The organism is Streptomyces sp. NBC_00178, assembly GCF_036206005.1.
Lineage (GTDB): Bacteria > Actinomycetota > Actinomycetes > Streptomycetales > Streptomycetaceae > Streptomyces.
In genome coordinates, this window is record NZ_CP108143.1 from 764,841 (window position 1) to 788,941 (window position 24,101).

The 24,101-nt window shown below is 72.0% G+C and carries 11 protein-coding genes; 1 reads left to right on the top strand and 10 read right to left on the bottom strand.

The features are described from left to right. Nucleotides 1-10: 10 nt before the first annotated feature. The 8 genes from OHT61_RS03190 to OHT61_RS03225 form a co-directional block, all read right to left on the bottom strand. A complete protein-coding gene (locus OHT61_RS03190; protein ID WP_329034851.1) occupies nucleotides 11-1,708 on the bottom strand; it encodes an ABC transporter ATP-binding protein in 1,698 nt (565 codons plus the stop codon). After that, nucleotides 1,698-12,590: a non-ribosomal peptide synthetase gene (locus tag OHT61_RS03195; protein ID WP_329034853.1), complete on the bottom strand. Its 10,893-nt coding sequence runs from the start codon at nucleotides 12,588-12,590 to the stop codon at nucleotides 1,698-1,700. Before OHT61_RS03195 ends, OHT61_RS03190 begins: the two co-directional genes overlap by 11 nt. A gap of 60 nt (nucleotides 12,591-12,650) precedes the next feature. Next, nucleotides 12,651-14,441, bottom strand: a complete 1,791-nt coding sequence (locus OHT61_RS03200) for an ABC transporter ATP-binding protein (protein WP_329034854.1) — start codon at nucleotides 14,439-14,441, stop codon at nucleotides 12,651-12,653. 43 nt (nucleotides 14,442-14,484) lie between these two features. Beyond that, nucleotides 14,485-15,537 carry an iron-siderophore ABC transporter substrate-binding protein gene (locus OHT61_RS03205; protein WP_329034855.1) on the bottom strand — a complete coding sequence of 351 codons (1,053 nt, stop codon included), beginning with the start codon at nucleotides 15,535-15,537 and terminating at the stop codon, nucleotides 14,485-14,487. Between the two features lie 116 nt (nucleotides 15,538-15,653). Continuing rightward, nucleotides 15,654-16,499 carry an ABC transporter ATP-binding protein gene (locus tag OHT61_RS03210; protein ID WP_443049354.1) on the bottom strand — a complete coding sequence of 282 codons (846 nt, stop codon included), beginning with the start codon at nucleotides 16,497-16,499 and terminating at the stop codon, nucleotides 15,654-15,656. A 39-nt stretch (nucleotides 16,500-16,538) separates the two neighbouring features. Next, nucleotides 16,539-17,600, bottom strand: coding sequence for a FecCD family ABC transporter permease (locus OHT61_RS03215; protein WP_329034858.1), 1,062 nt, complete (start codon nucleotides 17,598-17,600; stop codon nucleotides 16,539-16,541). Continuing rightward, nucleotides 17,597-18,655, bottom strand: coding sequence for a FecCD family ABC transporter permease (locus OHT61_RS03220; RefSeq protein WP_329034860.1), 1,059 nt, complete (start codon nucleotides 18,653-18,655; stop codon nucleotides 17,597-17,599). Before OHT61_RS03220 ends, OHT61_RS03215 begins: the two co-directional genes overlap by 4 nt. Before the next feature lie 110 nt (nucleotides 18,656-18,765). Then, the gene (locus OHT61_RS03225; RefSeq protein ID WP_329034861.1) at nucleotides 18,766-20,112 is read right to left on the bottom strand and encodes a lysine N(6)-hydroxylase/L-ornithine N(5)-oxygenase family protein; all 1,347 of its coding nucleotides are present in this window, start codon (nucleotides 20,110-20,112) and stop codon (nucleotides 18,766-18,768) included. A gap of 239 nt (nucleotides 20,113-20,351) precedes the next feature. Between OHT61_RS03225 and OHT61_RS03230 the strand changes: the two genes are divergently transcribed. Beyond that, nucleotides 20,352-21,299 carry a methionyl-tRNA formyltransferase gene (locus OHT61_RS03230; RefSeq protein ID WP_329034862.1) on the top strand — a complete coding sequence of 316 codons (948 nt, stop codon included), beginning with the start codon at nucleotides 20,352-20,354 and terminating at the stop codon, nucleotides 21,297-21,299. 88 nt (nucleotides 21,300-21,387) lie between these two features. Here OHT61_RS03230 and OHT61_RS03235 read toward each other — a convergent pair whose 3' ends face one another. Together OHT61_RS03235 and OHT61_RS03240 are read right to left on the bottom strand one after the other, a co-directional pair. After that, nucleotides 21,388-22,776, bottom strand: coding sequence for a ricin-type beta-trefoil lectin domain protein (locus OHT61_RS03235; RefSeq protein WP_329034863.1), 1,389 nt, complete (start codon nucleotides 22,774-22,776; stop codon nucleotides 21,388-21,390). Continuing rightward, nucleotides 22,773-24,059, bottom strand: a complete 1,287-nt coding sequence (locus OHT61_RS03240; protein ID WP_329034864.1) for a ricin-type beta-trefoil lectin domain protein — start codon at nucleotides 24,057-24,059, stop codon at nucleotides 22,773-22,775. The genes OHT61_RS03235 and OHT61_RS03240 overlap by 4 nt, the downstream gene beginning before the upstream one ends. Between the last annotated feature and the right edge of the window lie 42 nt (nucleotides 24,060-24,101).

A 24,101-nucleotide genomic window follows, 5' to 3' on the forward strand; every position in this document is an offset into this window, starting at 1 on the left:
CCCCGTCGGGTCATCGCGCCACGGCCAGGCAGTACGCCTCGTCGGTGGCCAGGAGGTTGCGGTGGGTGTCCTCCGCGGTGATCACGCCGTCGTCCAGGACCAGGACACGGTCGGCCGCGTCCAGGAGGGCCGGGCTGCTCGTGAGCACGACGGTGGTCCGGCCCCGGCGCAGCTTCGCGATGTTGCGGGAGATGAGCTGCTCGGTGACCGCGTCCACCGCTGTCGTGGGGTCGTGGAGCACCAGGACCTCGGCGTCCGCGGCAAGGGCCCGGGCCAGGGACAGCCGCTGCCGCTGGCCTCCGGAGAGGTTGGCCCCCCGGTCGCGTACGCCGTGGTCGAGCCCGTCCCGGTGGAGGGCCACGACATCGGTCAGCATGGACGCCTCGACGGCCTCGGCGACCGTCGCGCTGGTGCCGGACGGGTCGATGTTCGAGCGCAGCGTGCCCGCGAAGATCTCACCGTCGTAGGGGTTCACCAGCATGTGCTCCCGGACCGCCTCGACCGACAGGTCCGAGAGGTCCTGCCCGCCGAGCCGTACCGCTCCCTCGTACGCGTGGGGCGGGGTGTCCGCGGCGAGTACGGATGCCAGGTCGGCGGCCGCGCGGGGCTGGTAGGCGGTGACCGCCACGAACTCCCCCGCGCGCACCCGGAAGGTCAGCTTGCCGAGGGATCCGTGGCTGACGTCGTCGATCTCGAGGTCCCCCCCGGTGGCGGGGTGTCCGGACCCCGGGGCGGCAACGGGAGGTGCGGTGAGGACCAGAGCCATCCGCTCGGCGGAGGCCCGCGCCATCATGACGTACTTGGGCATCTCCGAGAACATCTTCAGCGGTTCCATGATGAACTGCGCCAGTCCCACGGCCATCACGAGTTCGCCGATGGTGATGCTGCCCTCGAAGGCGAGCCAGCCGGCCGTCAGGGTCACCGCGGCGGCGAGGACGGCGTTGAGGGCGAGGGCCGTGCCGGCGTACACGCCGTTGACCCTGGCGACGGTGACCGCCTGGCGGCGTGCCTCCGTGCTGACCTTGCGGTAGGAGAGGAACGCCGCGTGGTTGCCGCCGAATCCGTGCAGCGGGCGCAGGCCGGTGATCAGGTCGGCAACCTTGGCGCCGGCCCGTGCCACCCGGGCCTGCTGCTCCTGGGTGCTGGAACCGATCCGCCCGGACATGACGCTGAGGACGGAGAGAATCGCGACGGTCCCGGCGATCACCAGGAGGCCGAGCCGCAGGTCGGCCAGGCCGAGTGCCACCGCCGCGACCACCACCGCGACCAGCGAACTGATCAGCAGCGGTACCACCTCGATGATGTCCGCGGTCTGGTCGGCGTCCTCGGTGGCGATGGTCAGCACCTCGCCGGACTTCAGGTCGACGTCACGGGCCACCGGCTGCAGACCGCAGGCCGCGACCCGTACCCGCCAGCGGTGCGCCTCGGTCGTGTTGGCCTTCTGCAGGATGCGCATCCCGAAGCGCCAGGACAGCGAGACCGTCGTGATGATCACGGCGAGGGCGGCGACGGAGAGGCCGAGCGAGCCGAGGCTCCGGTCCTGCATGGTGTGTTCGACGATCAGGCCGAGGGCGATGGGGAAGGCGGTCTCACCGGCCTGGTACAGGCCCATGAGGACGGTGCCCCAGGCCATGGCGCCGAGGTTGCGGCGCAGGGCCGTCCTGAGGATGTCGGACCCCTGGCGGGGCCGCTGCGTGTCAGTTGTCATCGAGGTGGTGGGCAATCGCTTCCGGGGTTCGCAGGGTGAGCAGGTCGCGGATGGTGATGACGGGGCCGAACTCCCGTCGCAGCAGGCCGACCAGCCGGACCGCCACCATGGAGTGGCCGCCCAGCGACACGAAGTCGCTGACCGCGCTCACCTCGTCATCATCCAGGTCGAGCGCCTCGGCGAAGAACTCGCACACCAGGGTCTCCGTCTCCGTCCGCGGGCCACGCTCGCCGCCCGTGGTCAGCACACCCAGGGGCTTGGCCTCGGGCAGCGCCTTGGTGTCGGCCTTCCCGTTCACGGTCAGCGGGATGGCGTCGACCTGGGCGTAGTGCGTCGGGCGCAGGAAGTCGGGCAGACCCGCGCCCGCCTCCGCGGCGACCGTGGCCAGGTCGGAGCCCGCCTCCAGCACGAGGTAGGCGGCCAGCCGGTACGCGCCGTCGACCTGCGGGGCCGGCTGGGCGACCGCGGCGGCGAAACGGACGGCGGGATGCCGGGCGAAAGCTGCCTCGACCTCGCCAAGTTCGACACGGTGGCCCCGGATCTTCACCTGCTGGTCGGTGCGGCCCAGGTACATCAGGTTCCCGTCGGGGCGCCGGACCACCAGGTCGCCCGTGCGGTACATGCGCTCCCCGGGGGCCCCGAAGGGACACGCGACGAAGCGGTGGGCGCTCTGCGCGGGCTGCCCGAGGTAGCCGCGCGCGATGCCGACGCCGGCCACGTACAGCTCACCGGGGACGCCGTCGGGCAGAGGGCGCAGCCACGGGTCGAGGACGTACACGTCGGTGTTGTCGATCGCGACGCCGACCACCGGGTCCTGGCACTCGAAGGTGCCGACGCCGAGGGTGTTGATGGTGTATTCGGTGGGCCCGTACAGGTTGTAGCCGACGGTCCCCTCGGTGTCGGCGAGCCGCTGCCACAGGGCCGGGGTCACGGCCTCACCGCCCAGCAGCACCAGGGCGGGCCGCCGGTCGGGGTCGTCGAGCAGGCCCTCGGCGACCAGTTGCTGGGCGTACGTCGGGGTCACGTTGACGACGTCGATCGCGTGCTCGGCGCAGTACTCGACCAGGCGGGGTGCGTCGCGGCGCAGTTCCTCGTCGCAGATGTGCACCTCGTGGCCGTCCGCCAGCCAGAGCAGTTCCTCCCACGACATGTCGAAGGCGAAGGAGACGGTGTGCGCGATGCGGAAGACGCGGTGGCCGTGCTGTGCCAGCACCGGTTCGAAGATGCGGCGCTGATGGTTGATCAGCATGTTCGTGAGACCGGCGTACTCGGTGACGACGCCCTTGGGCCGGCCCGTCGATCCGGAGGTGTAGATCGTGTAGGCGGGGTGCCGCAGCCGGTCCGGGTCGTCCGGTGCGTAGGTCACGAAGGGCTCGGCCTCGGGCAGCGGGCGGTCCAGCTCGATCAGTTCGCCGGTGAGCCGCGGTGACACGGCGCTGACGGTGAGGATCACCTCGGGCCGGGCGTCCTCGACGATCGCGGCGATGCGCTCGTCCGGGTGGTCCAGTTCCAGTGGTACGTAGGCCGCTCCGACGCGCAGCACCGCGAACAGCGCCACGATCGAGTCGAGGGACCGGGGGATCGCCAGGCCCACCGTCGTCTCCGGGCCGATGCCCCGGCCCGCGAGCACTCCCGCGACCGCGCGGCTGCGGTCCCGGAGTTCGGCGAAGGTGAGGGTGGAGCCGTGGGCGACGAGGGCGGTCCGCCGCGGGTCGAGGTCCGCCGCCCGGTCGAACCGGTCGACGACGGTGTCCGTTCCGATGTCCGTCCGCTCGGCGGGTCCGGCGTCGCCGCCCAGCCCCGGGAGGGCTCCGACCGGTCCCGTCGACCCGGCCAGGTCGGCGAGCACCCGCAGGTAGTCGTCGAGCAGCCGGCGGGCGTGCGCGGGGTCGTCCCCGCGGTGCTCCAGCTTGACCGTGAGCCGGTCGCCGGGCGTCACGACCCAGGTGTACGGGTAGTGGGTCGAGTCGTCCGCCGTCACCGAGGTGATGCCGTGCTCGGCGTTCATCGCGGCGAACGCGTCCATGTCCAGGAAGTTCTGGAGCACGAACAGGTTGTCGAACAGGGTGTCGTGGCCGCCGGCCCGCTGGATCTCACCGAGCCCCAGGTGCTCGTGCTCCATCGCCTCGACCCGGGACGCCTGGACGCCCGAAAGGTACTCCCCCACCGTGTCGCCGGGCCGTGCCCGCGTCCACATGGGGACGGTGTTGAGGAGCACGCCGACGATGCCGGACAGGCCCTCGCCCTCCCGGCCGGAGACGGTCACGCCGAAGACGGCGTCGCTCCGGCCGGTGTGCGCGCCCAGCAGGAGGCCGAAGGCACCGGTGAGCACCGAGTTCAGTGTGACGCCGTGCGTCCTGGCGGCCTGGCGCAGCGCCTCCGACTGCCCGGCCGTGAGCGTGTGGACGAGCGCGCGCGGCAGGTCGTCCGTGAACGACGGCTCAGGTCCCGCGAGGAGGGTCGGCCCGGGGAGGCCGGACAGCTGCGAGGCCCAGAAGCGCTCCGAGGCCGCGTGGTCCCTGGCGTCGAGCATCCGGGCGTAGTCCTCGAAGCCGGGGCTCGCCGGGGTCGCGGTCAGAGGCTCCCCCGCGACGGCCGACCGGTAGGCGTCGAAGAGGTCCCGGAGCAGGATCTCGCGCGACCAGCCGTCCCACAGCAGGAGGTGGTAGCTGAGCAGCAGTCCGTCGTGTCCTCCGGGCAGGCGCACCACGGTGAGCCGGATGAGCGGGGGCGCGTCGAGGTCGAACCCCGTGTCGCGGTCCCGGGCGCGCAGGGCGTCGACCTCGGCGTCCGTCGCCAGGTCGAGGGTGTGGACCTCGGCCCGGCGGCCCGCCTTCAGGACCTGGACCGGGTTGCCGTCGCCGTCGGTGGTGAAGCCGGCGCCGACGACCGGGTGCCGGGCGATGACGTGGGCCATCGCCTCGCCCAGGGCCTCGGTGTCGAGGCGCCGGTCGAAGGTGAAGTAGGACTGCGCGACGTAGTGTCCGGCCCGGCCCGCCATCTGGGCCTGGAAGAAGAGGCCGCGCTGGAGCGGGGTGACGGGCGCGGTGCGCTCGGCCGTCGCGGAGGCGTCCGCGACGCGCTCCAGTGCCGTGTGCCAGTGCCCGGCGATCTCGTCGGGAACGCCCTCGGCGAGCGTGAAGGCCGCGTGCAGGCTTCCGGTGGCGTCGTCGGTCCAGGCGTTGACCTCGACTGCGTACGGGCTGCCCTGGTCGCCGGCGGTGAGCCGCAGGGCCTGGGACTCGCTGCCCCGGCCGAGGTAGTTGAACAGGACCTGCGGGCGGGCGGTCAGCAGCGGGGCGGTCTGCGGGTCGAGGTACCTGAGCTGCCCGTAGGCGACGTGACCGCTCTCGTCCGGCTGGCGTTCGGCGACCTCGCGCGCCGCGGCGACGGGGTCGGTGTGGGCCGTGAGGCGTACGGGGGCGATGGAGGTGAACCAGCCGACCGTGCGGGTGTAGTCGTGGTGGCCGAGGGCCGGGACGCGGCCGTGCCGTTCCAGCTCGACCGCCAGGTCGGTGGGCGACGCCTGGACCCGGGTGAGCGCGACCCTGAGCGCTCCGCAGAGCAGTTCGGTGAGACCGACGCCGAGGGCGCCGGGCGCGGTACGGGTCACCCGCTCGCTCAGGGCGGGGGCGAGGACGACGGTGCGCTCGCGCCGGTTCGTGACGGCGGGCAGCAGCGGGGGCGCCCCGAGGGTGTCCAGCCAGTGTCCGAGCCCGTCGAGCAGGTGGGAGGCACCGGACCGCAGTGCCTCGGCGTACACGGCGTAGGGGGTGGTGGGAGCGCCCGGGGAGGTCCCGCGCATGGCCGCCGTCAGGTCGTCGAGCAGGATGAGCCAGGAGACCGCGTCCACCGCGAGGTGGTGCACGGTGATCACCAGGGTCCGGCTGTCCTCCACCCAGGTGAAGGCGATGACCTCGCCCGTCGCGGGGTCGAGCCGTCCGGCGGCCTCGTCGGCCACCGCCGTCGGGTCGGCGTCCCGCGTACGGATCACGGTGACGGCGCGCGGGGGTTCGGTGCGCAGCGACCACACCCCGTGCTCGGTGCTCAGGCGAAGCCGCAGGGCCGGGTGGGCGGCCACGACCTCGTTCGCGGCGCGCTCGGCGTCGGCGAATCCGGTGCCCTCGGGCGCGGTCAGCGTCCTGGCCTGGGCGAACCGGTGGAGGCCGCCGCCGAGTTCACGCTGGCGGAGGATGATCGGTGTGGCGGGGAGCGGGCCGTCCTCGCGGCGGTCCGGTGCGGGCGCCTCGGCACGCGGGGTGTGCGTCTCCAGGTGCGCGGCGAGCGCGCGGGGTGTCTTGAGGAGGAACACGTCCCGGGGCGCGATCGGCAGGCCGAGCGCCCTGGCCCGGTTGATGACGGTGATGGCGACGATGCTGTCACCGCCGGCTGCGAAGAAGTCGGTGTCGCCGTCCACGTCGACGGCGCCGGGCAGCGCCTCCTCGAAGACGCCGACCAGCGCGGCGAGCGCGGACCCGGTCCCGGCCGCCGGGGCGTCGTCACCGGCCGCGCGCTCGGTGAGGGCCTTGCGGTCCAGCTTGCCGTTGACCGTCAGCGGGAGGGCGTCGGCGGGCAGCACCCGCCCCGGCACCATGTGCGGGGGCAGCTTCGCGGACAGGAGGGCGGCGAGGTCGGCGGGCGCCCGGCCCACGACGTGCGCGACCAGGTGGTCGGCGGTGTCCGCGACGGTGACCGCCACGTCGACCACGCCGTCGAGCTCCCTGACCGCGGCCTCGACCTCGCCGAGTTCGACGCGGAAGCCCTTCAGCTGCACCTGGTCGTCGGCGCGGCCCACGAACTCCAGCTCGCCGTCGAGGGTGCGGCGCGCGAGATCGCCCGTGTGGTACATCCGGGAGCCGTCGCCCGCGAACGGGTCGGCGACGAACCGTCCAGCGGTGAGCCCCGGCCTGCCGAGGTAGCCGAGCGCCACCTGGTCACCGGCGACGTAGATGGCACCCACCCGGCCCGGGGGCACGGGCCTGAGCCGGTCGTCGAGGAGATGGGTGACCAGACCGGGGACCGGACCTCCGATGGGGCTGACCTCGCCCAGGAGGTCGGCGTCGGTGAGCACGCGGTGCGTGACGTGGACGGTGGTCTCGGTGATGCCGTACATGTTGACCAGTTCGGGCGAGGTGGTGCCGTGCCGCTCGGCCCAGGGGCGCAGGCGTACGGGGTCCAGTGCCTCGCCCCCGAAGATGATCCGGCGCAGTGAGGTGACCGGCTCGGCGGCCTGCCGGTCGGCCTCGATGAACTGGTGGAAGGCCGACGGGGTCTGGTTGAGCACGGTCACTCCGCGCTCGCGGACGAGCCGGTGGAAGTCGACCGGGGAGCGGGTCAGGGCGTAGTCCGGCACCAGCAGTTCGCCACCGTGCGCCAGCGCGCCCCACAGCTCCCAGACCGCGAAGTCGAAGGAGTAGGAGTGGAACTGGACCCACACGTCGCGGGGCTCGAAGTCCATGGCGGGGCGGGTGTTGGCCAGGAGCGTCACGACGGCCGAGTGCGGGACGACGACGCCCTTGGGCCGGCCGGTCGACCCGGAGGTGTAGATCACGTAGGCGGGTTCGTGCCAGTCGGATGGGCTGCGTCCCCCCTGGGCGGGTGCCGCGGGCGGCTCCTCGCCCATCACGAGCAGCCGGGCGGCGCCTCCACCGGCCGCGGCGGCGGCCAGCCGGGCGAAGCGGGAACGCTGTTCGCGGTCGACGAGCACGACCTGCGGAGCGGCGTCGGCGAGGACGTACTCCAGCCGTTCGTCCGGGTACGCCAGGTCGAGGGGTACGTAGGCTCCGCCGGCGCTGACGATCGCGACCAGGGCGACGACCTGGTCCAGCGAACGCGGGACGGCGACGGCGACACGTGTACCGGGCCCGACCCCCGCCGCGCGCAGCGACGCCGCCAGGGAGTCCTTGGCCTCGGCGAGCTGGCCGTACGTCAAGGACGTGGTGGAGCCGTCCAGGGCGCACAGGGTGACCGCCCTGGCGGCAGGGTCGCGCTCCGCGGCGGCGTCGAACAGCCCGTCCAGGGTCGCCGGGGTGACGGCGGCCGGGAGCCGGGCCTCCGCGGTGGCGAGTTCGCCCACGAGGGCGTCCGGGCGGGTGAGCAGGCCCCCGAGGGCCCGGGTGAAGGTGTCCAGGATCGCGCGGGCGCCCGGCGCCCCCAGAAGCTCGGCGTCGTAGATCAGGTTGAAGCGCGGGCGGCCGTCCGGGGTCCGCTCCACGACCAGGGTCAGCGGGTAGTGCGGGGCGCCCTCGTTGACGATGCCGGTCACGGCCGGCCCGTCGCCGGGTCCGCGCAGCGCGTCGACGTCGGTCGCGACGTCGAACACCACGAGGGTGTCGAAGAGTGCGCCGGCGCCCGTCCGGCGGCCGATCCGCGCGAGGGAGACGTGCTGGTGGGGCAGTACGGCGCTCTGGTGCTCCCGGACCGAGGCCAGCAGTCCGCCCGCCGTGGTCGTGGGCGTCCAGCGGGCGCGGACGGGGACCGTGTTGATGAACAGGCCCACCATGTCCCCGATACCGGGCACGTCGGCGTCGCGCCCGGACACCGTGGAGCCGAACACCACGTCGTCGCCGTGCAGGAGGCCGCCCAGCGTCAGGGCCCAGGCGCTGTGCACGGCGACGCTCAGCGGGACGCCGGCGGTGCGGGCTCCGGTGTCGACGTCGTACGCCGGGTCCACGGCCGTGTCGGCGAACCGGTCCGACGGGCTGTGCCCCTCGGCGACGAGCGAGGGGCCGGGGAGACCGGCGAGCTCGTCGGCCCACACCCGGTCGCTCTCCTCGTCGTCCCGTCCGGCGAGCCAGCGCACGTAGTCCGGGAAGCCTCCGATGGGATGGACGGTGCCGGGTGCGCGGTACTCGGCGAGCAGCGCGCGCAGCATCGGCGGCACCGACCAGCCGTCGGCGACGATGTGGTGCACGGTCTGCACCAGGACGGACCGGCGCGGGCCGGTCCGCACGAGCGTGAAGCGCATCAGCGGCCCGGTGGCCAGGTCGAATCCCGCACGCCTGTCGCGTTCGGCCAGGTCGCGGATCTCCGCCTCGGTGATACCGGGGCGGTCGAGCACGGTGAACGGCGCCCGTACTCCGCTCTCCAGCACCGACACCACGCGGCCGTCGGCCAGGGCGACGAACCGGGCCGCGAGGTTGGGGTAGAGCGCGAGGAGCCGGGTGGCCGCCGTCGCGAGCCGGCCGCCGTCCACCTCGCCCTCCAGGGTGAGCAGTTGCTGCTCGACGTAGCTGCCGGCCGAGTCGTCGTCGAAGACCGAGTGGAAGTACAGGCCCTCCTGGAGCGGGGTCAGTGGCAGCACGTCACGCAGTGCCGGGCCGTCCAGGGCGTCGACGTCGGGCTGCGTGAGCGCCACGAGGCCGAAGTCGCCCGGGGAGTGCCCGCCCCCGTCGAGCGAGGCCAGACCGGTGAGTGCGGCCTCGAAGTACGCGCCGATGGCGGCCACGTCCGCGTCGGTGAACACGCCCTCGGGCCAGGAGACGGTGGTGACCAGCTCGTACGCACCGTCCGCCGCGGGTTCGGCGATCGCGTTGAACTCCAGGGCGCGCGGCAGGCGCATCCTCGGGTCGCGCTTCTCCCCGAGGTGTCCGGTGCTGCCGCCGATCCGCCAGTCCCCGGACGCACCCGAGTCGAAGCGGCCCAGGTAGTTGAACAGCACCTGGGGCGCGGGCGCCTCGAAGCGGGCGTCGTGCAGGTAGCGCAGGGCGCCGTACGACAGGCCGTTGCCCGGCACGCGTGCGAGGTCGTCCTTGACGGCCTTCAGCGCGGCGGCCAGATGGCCGGGTGAGGTGGGATCGTCCGTCGGGCCGGGGTCCACCACGACCGGGAAGAGGGTGGTGAACCAGCCCACGGTCCGGGACAGTTCCGGTTCGGAGCCGCCGGGGCCGGCGACGAAGCGCGCCTCGCGGCCGTGGCCCTCGAGTTCGACGTGCGCGAAGGTCTGGTCCTGCCCGAGGTCGCGCCGCCATCGGGCGAGGGCGACGGCGAGCGCGGTCAGCAGCACGTCGTTGACCCCCGCGTGGAACCTGGCGGGGACGTCGCCGAGCAGCGCGGACGTGGTCTCGGCCCCGACCCGTACGGTGCGGGTCCGCTCGCGGGCGACGACGTCGTCCGCCGAGACCGGACGCCTGCCCAGCGGTCCGTCCGGGCCGGGCAGCGGCCGCGAGAAGTAGGCGCGGTCCGCGTCGAAGGCCGTGCCGGCCAGCAACTGCGTCCAGTGGCGGAAGGACGTGCCCACGGGGGGCAGTTGGACGGGTTCGCCGGAGGCGAGCTGCCGCCACGCCGTGGCCAGGTCCTCCATCAGGATCCGCCAGGACACCCCGTCGACGACGACGTGGTGGACGACGAGGACCAGCTGCCGTGCCGCACGCCGCCAGACGGCGCTCAGCATCACGCCGTCGTCCGGGTCGAGTGCGGCGGTGGCCAGCGCGGCACACGCGTCCACGGACTCGTCGCTCTCCTGCCAACGGGCCACGGTTGTGTCGGCCGCCGGGATGTCGAAGCTCCACCGCTCGCCGCGCACCAGCTTCGCGCGCAGCATGTCGTGCCGTGCGAGCAGGGCGGTGAGGATCGTGTCGAGCCCCGTCGGGGTCAGTTCCGCCGGGGTGTTCAGCACCACCGACTGCACGAAGCCGTCGACGGCGTCCGTGGTCTCGCCCAGCCACTGGACGACGGGCGATCCCACGACGGGTCCGGTGGCCACGTCGCCGGGGCCGGCCGGGGTGACGTCCTCACGGCTCGCCACCGCGGCCAGGGCGCCGACGACGCTGTGGGTGAAGATCTGCCGCGCGGTGACGTAGAGGCCCGCGTCACGCAGGGCGCTCAGCAGCGATATCGCCAGGATGCTGTCGCCGCCGAGCCGGAAGAAGTCCTGGTCGACGCCTACTTCGTCCAGCCGCAGCAAGGAGGCCACGGTCGCGCACACCAGGCGCTCCTCGTCGGTGGAGGGCGGGACGACCGAGCCGGTGTCGTTCACCGGCTCCGGCAGCGCGCGGCGGTCGGTCTTGCCGTTCGCGGTGAGCGGGAACTCCTTCATCACGACGAGCCGGGCGGGCACCATGTACTCCACCATGTGCGCGGCGGCCCACACCTCGACGTCGTCCGCCCGCAGGTCCTCGTTCCCGGCGGACGGGATGACGTACCCCACGAGGTAGGTGCCGCCCGCCGTGTTCTTCTTCGCGACGACGCAGGTGTGCCGCACCCCGGGGTGCTCCGCGAGTCCCGCCTCGACGTCCTCGATCTCCAGGCGCATCCCGCGGATCTTGATCTGGTTGTCCGCGCGGCCGAGGAAGTCCAGGGACCCGTCGGGGGCGAACCGCGCGAGGTCGCCCGTCCGGTACAGGCGCGAGCCGTCACCGGCGAAGGGGTCGGCCACGAAGCGGGACGCGGTGAGACCCGGCGCGCCGACGTAGCCGCGTCCGAGGAGGAAGCCGCCCACGTACAGTTCGCCGCCGACCCCGACGGGGACCTGGCGCAGCTCGTCGTCCAGGACGTACAGCCGGGTGTTGGGGTTGGCCCTGCCGATGGACGTCGACAGGCGTTCGGCCTCACCGCGGTAGATCACGTGCGAGACGCCGATCGTCGTCTCGGCCGGGCCGTAGCCGTGGTACATCGGGATGTCGAGCCGGGTGCGGAAGCGTTCGTACAGCTCGGGGGTCAGCACCTCACCGCCGCACCAGACGTGGCGCAGGCTGTCCAGCCGGTCCGAGTCCCCGGCCATCTCCAGGAGCACGTCCAGCATGGACGACACGAGGTAGGTGAAGGTGACGCGCTGCTCCGCGATCACGCCCAGCAGGTGGTGCGGGTCGCGTTCTCCGCCGGGCCGCAGGACGACGAGCCGGCCGCCGGTGACGAGCGGCAGGAAGATCTCGTTGATGGAGATGTCGAAGGACAGCGGTGCCTTGAAGAGCGACGCGTCGTCGTGGCCGAAGCCCAGGATCTCGCGCGACTGCCACAGGAGGCGTTCGCTGATCGCCTCGTGCCGGATCATGGCGCCCTTGGGGCGGCCGGTGGAGCCGGACGTGAAGATGACGTAGGCCAGGGCGGCGCCGTGCACGGTGACGTCGGGTGCCTCGGCGGGATGGCCGTCGAACGCACGGTCCCGGAGGTCCAGGGCGACCGCGGGCGGCTCCGCAGCGTCGTGCTCACCCGTCCCGTTGAGCTGGAGGACGACCCCGGCGTCCTCGATCACGACGGCGCGGCGCGCGGCCGGCCACTGCGGATCGAGCGGGACGAAGGCGCAGCCGGCCTGGAGCACGCCGAGCAGCCCGACCACCATGTCGGCGGACCGGCTGAGCGAGATGCCCACGACCTGCTCGGCGGTGAGGCCGAGTCCGATCAGGTGGTGGGCCAGGCGCGCGGACAGCTCGGCCGTCTCGCGGTAGGTGAGTGAACGGTGCTCGTCGACGACGGCGATGGCGTCGGGCCGGGTCCGTGCCTGCTCGCGGAACATCTCCACCAGGGTGGGACGGACACGGTCGGCGTACGTGTCGTTCCACGCGGCCAGGGTCTCGGCCCTCGCCGCGGCGCCGGTCGGAGCCATGGTCCCGATCGGCCGGTCCGGGAAGTCGGCGAGGTCGTCGAGTGCGGCCTGCGCTTCGGCCGGCGCGACTCCGGCGGGGACGGCGATGCTGCGGCCGTCGGCGCCCACCTCCCAGCCGGGGCTCCCCCCACCGCCGTTGTCGGCCCAGCCGAGGACGTCGGCGAAGAGGGTGCCGGGAGTGAGGTCGAGGCCCTCGGGACTGCGGCCGGTCGACCAGTAGGCCAGCCCGATGGCGCACGCCTGGGCGAGCGTCCTGTCGGAGCGCTCACCGGTCCGCCGGCGCAGGTCGGTCAGGTTCGCGGGAGAAAGCCGCACGAAGTGACCGCTCGGTTCCAGCATCGAAGACTCATCGCCCTTCAGAAGTGAGAAAATTGCCTGACCTGACCTGCTCAGGTGTGTCTAGCTGCCCTCGCGCCAGGCCTGCCACAGCCGCGCGTAGCCGCCGCCCAGGGCGACGAGTTCGTCATGGGTTCCCTGCTCCACCACGCGGCCGGCGTCCAGCACGGCGATCCGGTCGGCCGCCATCGCCTGTGTCAGGCGGTGCGCCACGAAGAGCGTGGTCCGCCCGGCGCAGGCGGCCAGCACGGCGCGTTCCAGCTCCGCGGCGCCCTCGCTGCCCGCCTCCGCGGTCGACTCGTCGAGCACCACCACAGGTGCCCGGCCTAGCACCAGCCGGGCCAGGGCGATCTGGGCGACCTTGGTGACGTCCAGCCGCTCCCCGCCCTCGCCGACGAGGGTGTCGAGCCCGTCGGGCAGGTCCGCGACCCACGCGTGGGCGCCGACCGTGCGCAGTGCGTCGGCGAGTTCGGTGTCGTCGGCCCCGGGTGCGGCGAGCCGCAGGTCGTCGGCGAGCGATCCGGAGAAGACGTGCGTCTCCTGCGTCAGGATGCTCACCAGGGCCCTCGAAGCCGCCTCGTCCAGACCGGCGAGGTCCTGCGAGCCGATGTGGACCGATCCGGACTCAGGGGTACCGATGCCGGCGATCAGCGCGGCGAGCGTCGACTTCCCGGCGCCCGTCGCGCCCACCAGGGCCAGCGAGCCGCCGGACGGGATCGTCAGGTCGACGTCCACGAGGACCGGGTTCTCGGTGTCCGGGTAACGGAAGGTCAGTCCCCGGACGGTGACCGGGTACGGCGTGGTCCGGCGCGCCTTCGTCACGGAGTCGTCGCCGACCAGCCGGGACTCCGAGGTCTCCCCCAGCACTCCGACCAGCCGGGTCAGGCTCGCACCCGACTTCTGCGCCTCGTCGAAGGTGAACATGATGGCGCCCAGGGGTGTGAACAGCCGGTGGAACATGAGCGGGGCGGCCGACACCTCGCCCAGGGTGGCGGCGTCGCCCTCCAGGAGGGCGTATCCCACCACGAGGATGAGGACCAGTCCGATGAACTCGGCGCGGTTCTCCCTGCCGACGAAGCGGCCGAAGAAGCGGAAGACCTCCACGCCGAGGTCCCGGACCCGCCAGGACTCGGCGGTGACCTTCTCGCGGACGGCGCCCTCCAGACGGTAGGCCCGGACGGTGTCGATGCCGTTCAGTCCGCTGATCAGCGCCTGCGCACGGTCGGCCTGGGCCACCCGCTGCTCGCGGTAGAGCGGGGCGGACCGGGGAAGGTACCAGCGCAGGGCGAGGGCGTAGGCGGGGAGCGCGCCGGCTCCGGCCAGGCCGAGCCGCCAGTCCAGCCCGAACATGCCGACGGTGGCGATGGCGACGAGGACCCCGGCGGTGAACACCGTGGGGATCGCGCTGCGGATTCCCCGGGACAGCACGGCCACGTCGTCGCCGACCCGGGACAGCACGTCCCCTCTGCCGACCTGTTCGATCCGGGCGCTCGGCATGCCGAGCACGGCGCGTACCGCGTTCTCGCGCAGCCGCGCGAGCAGGTCGGCCCCGAGCCGCCCGATGAGGTACGTCGACAGGGCCGTCGCCGCCGCGCCGAGCAGCGCGGCGGCACCCAGCAGGACCCCGACCGTGACGAGGGACGAGCCTGACGCGCCGTCGACGACGCCGTCGACGACCTGTCCGAGCAGCAGGACGGGGAGCACCTGGAGTGCCGCCCCGGCCACCGTCGTCAGGACGGTGGCCGCGGTCAGCCAGGGGACCTCGCGGCAGTGCGCCGCGACCCACCGGGTGGCCTCGCGCCCGGACGCGGTGCGCAGGGCCACCGGAGCGGGGCGCGTGTCCGTGGTGCTCACGCGCCGGCCGGGAGGAGCGGGGCCGTGGCCGGGGAGGTCGTCGTCACTGGTCGACCGACTTGACGAGTTCGTCGATCGCGTACGGCAGGGAGAGCAGCGTGCCCTGGGACATGGCGGCGCCGACCGCGGGGCCCTCGCTGTCCAGGAGGTAGGAGACCTTGCCGTTCTTCGCCGCGGAGAGGTTGGCGAAGAGCTTGAACTTCTTCAGGGCCTCCGTGTCCGCCTTGTCGTTGATGACGAAGATGCGGTCGACGTCGACGAGGTCGATGCGCTCGGGCGAGAGCTGGGTGTAGAACTTCCCGCCGGCCACCTCGTCGATCTTCGTGGCGCCCTTGTAGCCGATGCCCGTCACGAGTCGGCCGCGTACGTCGGTCGTGGTGAACGGTGCCACCGAGTCCTCGTACCAGGACAGGGCGACCGCGGTCTGGCCGGCGAACTCCGGGTGGGCCGCCTTGGCGGCGTCGAGCTTGCCCTGGATGCCCTTGACCAGTTCGGCGCCCTCGGTCTCCTTGCCGAGCGCCTTGGCGATGTGGACCGCGTTGTCCTGCCAGGGTGCGCTGAAGGGCTCCTTCTCGGCCTTCGTGCGTCCCACGGTGGGGGCGATCCTGGAGAGCTTGTCGTACGCCGCCTGGTCGACCTCGGAGTAGACCGCGATGATCAGGTCCGGCCGCAGCGCGGCGATCTTCTCGTAGTTGGGGCCCGTGTCGCCGTTGCTCATGACGACCTCGGGGCGGGTGTCGCCCCACTTGTCCTTCACCCAGGGCCACTGGGTGTTGATGTCGGGCGACTTGCCCGCCGGGTTCGGGTACTGGTCGACCATGCCGACCGGCTTGATGCCGAGGGCGAGGATCGCCTGGTCGTCGGTGTAGCCGACGGAGACGACCCGCTGAGGGGCCTTCGTGATCTTCGTGGATCCGAACGCGTGCTCCACGGTGACCGGGAACGCGCCGGTGGCGGCGGACGGGGCGCTGTCGCTCTTCGTGTCCTGGGAGTCGGAGCCGCATCCCGTGAGGAGGGCGGCGCCGAGGGCCGCCGCGATCAGCACGGCCGCCGGCCGGCGCCCTGGCTTCGTAAGAGTGGTTCTGTGGAAGAGCATCCCGGATCCCTTTGCTGTCACGCCGCCGGTCACCCCCGGTGTGAGGGCAGCCAAACCTTACCTCGAAGCAGAAAGGTTAGCCTACCCTAACTTTGCCATGAACCGCTGTTCGTCACCTAGTTGAGCTGCACATGGACATGCGCGCGGCCGATCGGCACGATGAGCGGCCGGTCCCCCACCGGATCGTCGATCACCATGGCCCGCAGTCCGAACGCCTCGTGCAGCAGGTCGGCCGTGATCACGTCGCGCGGATGGCCCTGCGCCAGGATCTCGCCCTCCCGCATCACCACGAGGTTGTCGCTGTAGCGCGTGGCCAGATTGAGGTCGTGCAGCACCATGACCACGGTGCACCCCGACTCGTGCAGGTCGTCCACCAGGTCCAGCACGTCCATGGCGTGCGCCAGGTCCAGGTACGTCGTCGGCTCGTCCAGCAGCAGGAGGTCGGTTCCCTGGGCCAGCGTCATGGATATCCACACACGCTGGCGCTGGCCGCCGGAGAGCGAGTCCACCGGCCGGTCGGCCAGGTCGGACACGCCCGTCATGGCCAGCGCGCGTTCGACGACCTCGGCGTCGTCCGACGACCACTGGCGCAGCCAGCTCTGATGCGGATGCCGTCCGCGGGCGACGAGATCGGCGACCGTCAGCCCCTCGGGGGCGACGGGTGCCTGTGGAAGCAGCCCGAGCTTCTTGGCCACGTCCCTGGTCCTCAGTCCGGCGATGTCCTCGCCGTCCAGCACGACCGCCCCCCTGGCCGGCTTGAGGAGCCGTGTCAGGGTGCGCAACAGGGTCGACTTGCCGCACCCGTTGGGGCCGATGATCGTGGTGACCACCCCCGGCGGGATGGCCACGTCCAGCCCGTCCATGACCGTCCGCGCGCCGTAGCCGACCGTGATGCCCCTGGCCGCCAGCCGTGCCGTGCCGTCGGCCTCCGACCCGTCCCGGGTGGTCCCTTCAGCGGCCACGAGTGCCCCTCCGTCTCGCATGCTTGCCCCTTCCATGAGCTATCTGAGGTTGGCCCGCACGAGCAGGAAGACGAGGAAGGGACCACCGATCGCGGCGGTGACCACCCCCACGGGGAGGGCCATCGGCAGTGCCGTACGCGCCGTCAGGTCCGCGCCGGTCAGCAGCAGGGCGCCCACCAGGCCCGAGGCGATCATGGGCGGCGTCGGGTGCCTCACCAGGCGCATCGCCACCTGGGGCGCCACCAGCGCGACGAAGGGCACCGGGCCGGCGGCGCTCACCGCCACGGCGGCCAGCAGCACCGCGCACAGGAGCAGGACGGCCCGCACCCGGGAGTACCGGACACCGAGTCCGGCGGCGACCTCGTCGCCGAGGTGCAGCGGCTTGAACTGGAACGCGGCGCACGCCACGACGGCCATCAGCGCGAGCGTCGACCAGAGCGCCACCCCGACCTCGTCCCAGGAACGGTTGTCCAGGGAGCCGACCAGCCACGCCTGGGCACGCGCCACGTCCCGGATGTCGGCGGTGGACAGCAGCCAGGTCGTGATCGCCTCGGTCACCGCGCTCACCGAGATGCCGATGAGGATGAGCCGGAAGCCGTCGATCCCCCGTCGCCACGCCAGGAAGTACACCAGCAGGCCGGCCCCGAGGCCCCCCGCGAGCGCGGCGGCGGACACGCCCACGGAGCCCACGACCGCGGCCGCCGTACCGCCCGACACCGTCACCAGGAACACCGCGACCGCGCCGGCCCCTCCGGTGATCCCCAGGATGTCGGGGCTGGCCAGCGGATTGCGGGCGACGGACTGCGTGATGGCCCCGGACACCCCGAGCGCGGTCCCGACGACGAGACCGGCCAGAGCGCGCGGCATCCGCAGGTCCATGACGACGAACTCGTCGACCTGCTCGCCACGGCCGGCGATCGTCGCGATCACCCGGTCGAGCCCGAGGGGGAAGTCGCCCACGCTGATGGACAGGCAGAACACCAGGAAGGTCGCCACCGCCAGGAGCAGCGTGACGCCGACCATCCAGGGGCGCCATACGAACGACAGGCCGCCGAGCCGCACGCCCGGCGTCACCGCCGGCTTCACCGCTGTCCCGTTCACGCGTTCCTGAACTTTCCCCGCCACACCAGGGCGGCGAAGAAGGGGGCCCCGAGGAGGGCCACGACGACACCCGCGTCCAACTCGCCCGGCCGCACGACCAGTCGGCCCACGATGTCACAGACGAGCAGGATCACCGCGCCGAGCAGACCGGCGTACGGAACCAGCCACCGGTAGTCCGGGCCCGTCAGGTACCGGGCCACGTGGGCCACCATGAGCCCGAGGAACGCGATGGGTCCGCAGGCAGCCGTGGCCGCGCCCGCCAGGAGGGTGATGGCGACGATGCCGGTGGTCCGGCTGAGGGCGACGTTCACCCCGAGTCCGCGTGCCACGTCGACGCCGAGGTTCAGCAGGTTGAGCGAGGGAAGGGTGGTGAGGGCCAGCACGAGACCCGCCGCGATGAACCCCGTGACGGGCCAGATGACGTCGAATCCGACGCCGGCCACCGAGCCCGAGTTCCAGAACCTGAGGGCGTTGAGGGACTTCAGGTCGGACAGCGCGACCGCCATCGTCATGGCCGCGAGGAACACCGTCACGCCCTGCCCCGCCAGCGCGAGCGTGAGCGGGTTGCCGGCGCCTCTGCCGATGCTCGCCAGGCCGAACACGACGACGCCCGCGGCGCCGGCCCCGAGGAAGGCGAACCACACGTACTGGAAGGGGTCGGAGAAGCCGAAGAGGGCGATCACCGACACGACGGCGAAGGACGCGCCGGTGTTCACGCCGAGCAGTCCGGTGTCGGCGATCGGATTGCGGGTGTACCCCTGGATCAGCGCTCCCGAGACCCCCAGCGCGATGCCCGCGACGATCGCGAGCACCGTCCGGGGCACCCGCACGGTCTGCACGATGAGCCGGATCTCCGTGAGTCCCCGGTCCGGGTCCGGTGCCGCGAACAGGCCGTGCCAGACCTCGGCGGGGCCGAGCGCCCGGGCCCCCACGGCCAGCGACACCGCGCAGGCGGCGACGAGGACCACCACCAGGACGCCGACGCCCGCAACCCGGCGCCCGCGGGCCCGTGTTGCACCCTTCGGCGCGGCTCGCTCCACTGCAGTCGTGCTCATGTCGACGTACGCTATCCCTTTGATCCATCGGCGGTACGCGCGCACGGGGGCCGCGCGGTCCGGGCGGCGGTCCGCCCCCGGCGGGGCGGCCGGGGGCGGACCGGTGCCCGCTAGCGGGCGCCCGCGCCGGGGACCGGTCGTGCCTCGTCGGAGGCCGCCTTGACGCCCCGGTCGAGCAGCGAGTCCAGGATCTCCCCGACCCGGATCGCGATGTTGGACAGCAGGGCGGAGGTGATGCCGTGCGTGTGCTCCGTGCCGCCCTGGAGGTAGATGCCGCAGCGCAGTTCGGGGTCCGTCGCGATGCGGTAGTCGCGCTCGACCCGCACCCGGCCCCCGTCGTCGCGCAGGCAGCGGTCCGCCACGTCGCCGAGGAGGGCGACCGGGTCGACGGGGCTGTAGCCGGTGGCGAACACCACGACATCGGCGTCCAGGACGGTCTCCTCGCCCGTGACGAGGGACTTCACCGTGGCCCGGGCCTTGTCCGGCGTCTCCTCGACGGCGACGAGCCGGGACACGTTGAGGAAGCGCAGCCGCTCGGTGCCGAGGACCTTCTCCTGGTACATCTGCCGGTAGAGGTCGTCGATGAGGTCGATGTCGACCACGGAGTAGTTGGTGTTGCCGTGGTAGTCCATCAGTCTGCGCTTGACGTCCTCGGGCGCCTCGTAGAACTCGTCGACGGCACCCGGGTCGAAGATCCGGTTGGCGAAGCTGCTGTCGTCGGCGGGGCTGTAGCCGTAGCGGCTGAAGACCGCGCAGACCTCGGCGTCGGGGAAGCGGCGGTGCAGGTACGCGACGTTCTCGGCGGCGCTCTGTCCCGCGCCCACGACGACGAACCGGGACGGCGAGGTCCCCTCCAGCTCGCCGACCCGCGTCAGGAGCTCGGAGTTGTGCCACACCCGCTCGCCGCGCTCGATGCCCTCCGGCACGAGCGGGCGCAGTCCGGTGCCGATGACGAGGTTGCGCGCCCGGTGGACGGCGAGGCCCTCCGCCGAGCGGACGGTCACGTCCAGGTACTCCACGGCTCCGTCCCGGACGAACGGTGTGACCCCGACGACCTCGTGGCCGTAGGAGACCATGTCGTCGACCTTGGCCGCGGCCCATTCGAGGTAGTCGTGGAACTCCACCCGCAGGGGGAAGAGGTTCTTGTGGTTGATGAAGTCGACCAGCCGGTCCTTGCTCTTCAGGTACGAGAGGAAGCTGTACTCGCTGGTCGGGTTCCTGAGTGTGACCAGGTCCTTGAGGAAGGACACCTGCATCGTCGCGTCGTCGATCAGCATGCCGCGGTGCCAGCCGAAGCGGGGCTGCTGCTCGAAGAAGTGGGCGGTGACCGTCTCGTGCGGGCCGGTGCGCGTGTTGTGCTCGTCGAGGGCTATGGCCATGGCCACATTGGACGGCCCGAAACCGATGCCGATGAGGTCGTGGACCGGTCGGAAGTCGCCGGGCTGAACCTGTGACATGTCACTCCCATTCGTGCGGGGCAGGCGCCTGTCAGGCGTGGGGGATCGTGCGTTACCTGGGCACGCCGGTGGCGCGACCCGCTGGAATTTAGGTGAGCCTAAGCTAATTTTTTTGAGCTGTCGACAGGGCGGCCGAAAGCGGGCGCCGTTCAACTGGGCAGCACTACGCTCCCGTTGCAAAGTTAGGGAAGGCTCGCTTTACTGGGCACTGATCAGCCCCTGCTCTGAGGAGGAACCCCATGCGGGTCGTCATGTTCGGATACCAGACCTGGGGCCACCGCACCCTGCAAGCCCTCCTGGACTCCGAGCACGATGTGGTGCTGGTCGTGACGCATCCCAAGAGCGAGCACGCGTACGAGAAGATCTGGAGCGACTCCGTCGCCGACCTCGCGGAGGAGCACGGCGTCCCGGTGCTGATCCGCAACCGCCCCGACGACGAGGAGCTCTTCGAGCGCCTCCAGGAGGCGGCCCCGGACATCATCGTGGCCAACAACTGGCGCACCTGGATCCCGCCGCGCATCTTCGCCCTCCCCCGCCACGGCACACTGAACATCCACGACTCACTGCTGCCGAAGTACGCCGGCTTCTCCCCGCTGATCTGGGCACTGATCAACGGCGAGTCCGAGGTGGGCGTGACCGCGCACATGATGAACGACGAGCTGGACGCCGGCGACATCGTCCGGCAGGAGGCGGTCGCGGTCGGCCCGACGGACACGACCACCGACCTCTTCCACAAGACGGTCGAGCTGATCGGCCCGGTCACCACCGGCGCCCTGGACCTGATCGCGTCCGGACAAACCGAGTTCACCAAGCAGGACCGCACCCAGGCGAGTTTCTTCCACAAGAGGTCCGACGAGGACATCCGCATCGACTGGAGCTGGCCGGCCGAGGACCTCGAACGCCTCGTCCGCGCGCAGTCCGAGCCGTACCCCAGCGCCTTCACCTTCCACCGGGGCAAGCGGCTCGAAGTGCTCGCCGCGGTGGTGTCCGAGGGGCGTTACGGCGGTACCCCCGGACGCGTCTTCTACCGCGAGGGCGAGGGCGTGGCGATCGTCGCGGGAGCGGACGCCCGCACCGGGCGCAACCACGGCCTGGCCATCACGCGCGTGCGTACCGAGGACGGCCGTGAACTGGGCGCGACCGAGTACTTCACCTCCATGGGCGGCTACCTGACCAGCCGCCCCTGACCTGGGGGCGCGCCGGCGCTCGACGGCTGAACGGCCGTGGCCCCGCCGCTCCGCCCTTCCGGGACGGGGCGACGGGGCCACGGCGTGTTCAGCCCGCGTACGAGGCGAGGACCCGGGTGAAGTCCCACGGCTGCTGGGAGACACCCGAGCAGGTGTCGGCACCGCCGCCGGTGCAGGGCCGGTCGCGGTTGACGGACCAGAAGGTCAGCCGGGCGATGTGGCGCTGCTGGGCGTAGGCGAGGATGGTGCGGAAGTCGGCCACGGTGACCGTCTCCCCGTTGTCCGTGACGCCGTTCATCGAGGAGATCCCGGTGTGCCGGTAGGCCTGGTCGTCCGAGTATCCGTAGGCGTTCTTGACCGCGGTCTTGAGGCCTTCGGCTGCACGGACGGTGAGGGTGCCCATGTTCTGGCCGGCGCCGCCGAAGTTGAACGGCATGATGGTCCAGCTGTCCACGGTGAGCCCGGAGGCCGCCGCCCTGTTGATGAGGCTGTTGTCCGGGCCGTTCTGGCCGGTGCCGAAGGTCACGTACACCTTGATGCCGGGGTTGGCGGCCCTGACGGTCTTCAGCGCGTCCACCGTGCGCTGCTGGACGGCCGGACTGTCGTACGCCGCCGCCTCGATGTCGATGTCGATGGCCTTGAGCCCGTAGGCGTTGACGACCTTCTGGTACGCCGCCGCCAGTTCACCGGCACTGGAGCAGGAGCTCTCCAGCTTGTTGCCGCTCCAGCCCCCGAAGGACGGGATGACGTCGCCGCCGTTGGCGCGCACGGTGTTCACCGTCTGCTGGTCGACGCCCCCGGTCAGCGGCCGGCCCCCGTCCCACTGGGGGTTGCAGTAGCCGTTACTGAGGACGAAGGCGAGCGTGAACCACTTGACACCCGTCGCGTTCATCACGGTGGTGGGGCTCGGCGGGCTGCCCCACCCGTTGTAGAGGTACGGGGCCACCGCCATGGCTCCCGGACCGGGGGTCCCGCCGCCGGAGCCCGGCGCGGTCCACTTCTGGTTGGCGGAGCCGGTGCACGTCCAGATCTGCAGCCGCGTCCCGTTGGCGCTGCTCCCGCCGGTCACGTCCAGGCACTTGTCCGCCTGCGGGTTCACGATGTCCCGGGCAGCCGGCGTCGCCCACTGCTGCGCCGCCGAACCGTTGCAGTCCCACAACTGCACCTTCGTACCGTCCGCCGTGCCCGCCGACGCCACGTCCAGACACTTGCCCAGCGCACGGATCGTCCCGTCGGAACCCACCGTCCACTGCTGCGCCGCCGAACCGTTGCAGTCGTACAACTGCACCGCCGTACCGTTCACCGCCGAACCGGCCGCCACATCCACACACTTGCCCGCCAGACCTGTGATCGATCCGGTTTCCGCGACGGCCCCGCTCGCCGGTGTGGCGGTCAGGCCCGTCAGGAGCGCGGCGGTCGCGGCCAGCGTGCCGACGAGGCCCCGCACCAGAGGTCTCGTGACCGGCCTCGCGGTCATCGGGTCACCGTCCACTTCTGGTTGGCGGAGCCGGTGCACGTCCAGATCTGCAGCCGCGTGGCGTTGGCGCTGCTGCCACCGGACACGTCCAGGCACTTGTCCGCCTGCGGGTTCACGATGTCCCGGGCAGCCGGCGTCGCCCACTGCTGCGCCGCCGAACCGTTGCAGTCCCACAACTGCACCTTCGTACCGTCCGCCGTGCCCGCCGACGCCACGTCCAGACACTTGCCCAGCGCACGGATCGTCCCGTCGGAACCCACCGTCCACTGCTGCGCCGCCGAACCGTTGCAGTCGTACAACTGCACCGCCGTACCGTTCACCGCCGAACCGGCCGCCACATCCACACACTTGCCCGCCAGACCCGTGATGGGTCCGCCGCCGCCCGGCTGACCGCTGTCGGAGCTGACACGGACGTAGTCGACGAGGAGCTGCTGCGGGAAGACCGTGCTCCCGTCGGGATCGCCGGGCCAGTAGCCGCCGACGGCGAGGTTCAGGATGACGAAGAACGGCTTGTTGAAGACCCACTGCCGCCCGCCCAGGTCGGCGGGGGTGCGCCGCTGGTAGACGGTGCCGTCGACGGACCAGGTGATCGCGTTCGGGCTCCAGTCCACCGCGAAGGTGTGGAACGCGTCGGCGAACGCCTGCCCGCCCGGCAGGGAGTAGCCGGCGCCGATGCCGCCGCTGCCGGAGTAGCCGGGTCCGTGGAGGGTGCCGTGGACCGTGCCGGGTTCGAAACCGACGTTCTCCATGATGTCGATCTCACCGCTGTTGGGCCAGCCGACGTTTCCGATGTCGCTGCCCAGCATCCAGAACGCGGGCCAGATGCCCTGCCCGCGCGGGATCTTCATCCTGGCCTCGACGCGGCCGTACGTGGTGCTGAACTTTCCGGAGGTGTTCAGCCGGGCCGAGGTGTACTCGCACCGGCCGTACCAGCACTGGTAGTTGCCCGGGTTCTCCTTGCGGGCGGTGATGACCAGATGCCCCTGGCCGTCGAGTGTGGCGTTGCGGTTCCCGGCGGTGTAGTACTGCCGCTCGTGGTTGTTGACGTTGTCGCCGGTCTCGACCTGCCACTTGCCGCCGTCGACGCCGGCGCCCGCCGGCCCGTCGAAGTCGTCGGAGAAGGTGACGGCGGCCGCCGCCGCGGCGCCGGCGCCGGCCGACCGCACGGTGGAGCTGGTCACGGGGGCGGGGGCGCTCTGCGCCAGTCCGGTGGACAGGGTCGCGAGGCCGAGCGTCATGACGAGGGACAGGATCAGGTGCCGAGGCAGGCGTGGGGATCTCATGCCTCTCCCTTCCGGGGAGGTGAAGTACTGACACGAACATGT

Excerpts from the sequence above, each read along its gene's own strand:
- OHT61_RS03190 (WP_329034851.1), bottom strand. The coding sequence starts at position 1,708 with ATGACAACTGACACGCAGCGGCCCCGCCAGGGGTCCGACATCCTCAGG.
- OHT61_RS03195 (WP_329034853.1), bottom strand. The coding sequence starts at position 12,590 with ATGCTGGAACCGAGCGGTCACTTCGTGCGGCTTTCTCCCGCGAACCTG.
- OHT61_RS03205 (WP_329034855.1), bottom strand. The coding sequence starts at position 15,537 with ATGCTCTTCCACAGAACCACTCTTACGAAGCCAGGGCGCCGGCCGGCG.
- OHT61_RS03220 (WP_329034860.1), bottom strand. The coding sequence starts at position 18,655 with ATGAGCACGACTGCAGTGGAGCGAGCCGCGCCGAAGGGTGCAACACGG.
- OHT61_RS03225 (WP_329034861.1), bottom strand. The coding sequence starts at position 20,112 with ATGTCACAGGTTCAGCCCGGCGACTTCCGACCGGTCCACGACCTCATC.
- OHT61_RS03230 (WP_329034862.1), top strand. The coding sequence starts at position 20,352 with ATGCGGGTCGTCATGTTCGGATACCAGACCTGGGGCCACCGCACCCTG.
- OHT61_RS03235 (WP_329034863.1), bottom strand. The coding sequence starts at position 22,776 with ATGACCGCGAGGCCGGTCACGAGACCTCTGGTGCGGGGCCTCGTCGGC.
- OHT61_RS03240 (WP_329034864.1), bottom strand. The coding sequence starts at position 24,059 with ATGAGATCCCCACGCCTGCCTCGGCACCTGATCCTGTCCCTCGTCATG.